The following is a 681-nucleotide window of genomic DNA, read 5'->3' as shown; positions in this document are numbered from 1 at the left end:
GTTAAAGACATCGTTCTTTGTGAAGTAGAAGATCAAGTATCTGAAGATACAATTTTGACTTCAAACACTTCAACAATCTCTATTGATTTGCTAGCTAAGAACTTGAAGCGCCCAGAAAACTTCTGTGGTATGCACTTCTTCAACCCTGTACACATGATGCCTCTTGTTGAGGTTATCCGTGGCGAGAAAACTAGCGAAGAAACAATCGCTACGACAGTTGCTTACGCTAAAGCAATGGGTAAGACGCCTGTTGTTGTTAACGACTGCCCAGGTTTCCTAGTTAACCGTATCTTGTTCCCATACTTCGGTGGCTTTGCTGCGCTAGTACGTGACGGTGCTGACTTCCAGCGCGTTGATAAGATCATGGAGAAATTCGGTTGGCCTATGGGTCCTGCTTACTTGCTAGACGTTGTAGGTATGGACACAGCTATTCACGCTGGTGAAGTCATGGCTGAAGGCTTCCCTGATCGCATGAAGAATGAGTTCCGTACTGCGATGGAAGTTATGTTTGAAGATGGCCGCTACGGTCAGAAGAACGACAAAGGCTTCTACACTTACGAGCTAGACCGTAAAGGTAAGCAGAAGAAAGTGAAGGACGAAGGCGTTTACGACATGATCAAGCCTGTTGTTCTTAACAACAATGAATTTACAGATGAAGAAATCATCGAGCGTATGATGGTT

General features: G+C 44.5%; 1 protein-coding gene. It reads left to right on the top strand.

From position 1 onward, the window contains the following. Nucleotides 1-681 (top strand): 3-hydroxyacyl-CoA dehydrogenase NAD-binding domain-containing protein (locus A3757_RS03685; RefSeq protein WP_231878207.1); only part of this gene is annotated, 681 nt, incomplete at both ends.

It is taken from the genome of Oleiphilus sp. HI0117 (genome assembly GCF_001635235.1).
Note: the sequence above shows the minus strand (reverse complement) of the source record. Positions and strands in the feature narration are given on the sequence as shown.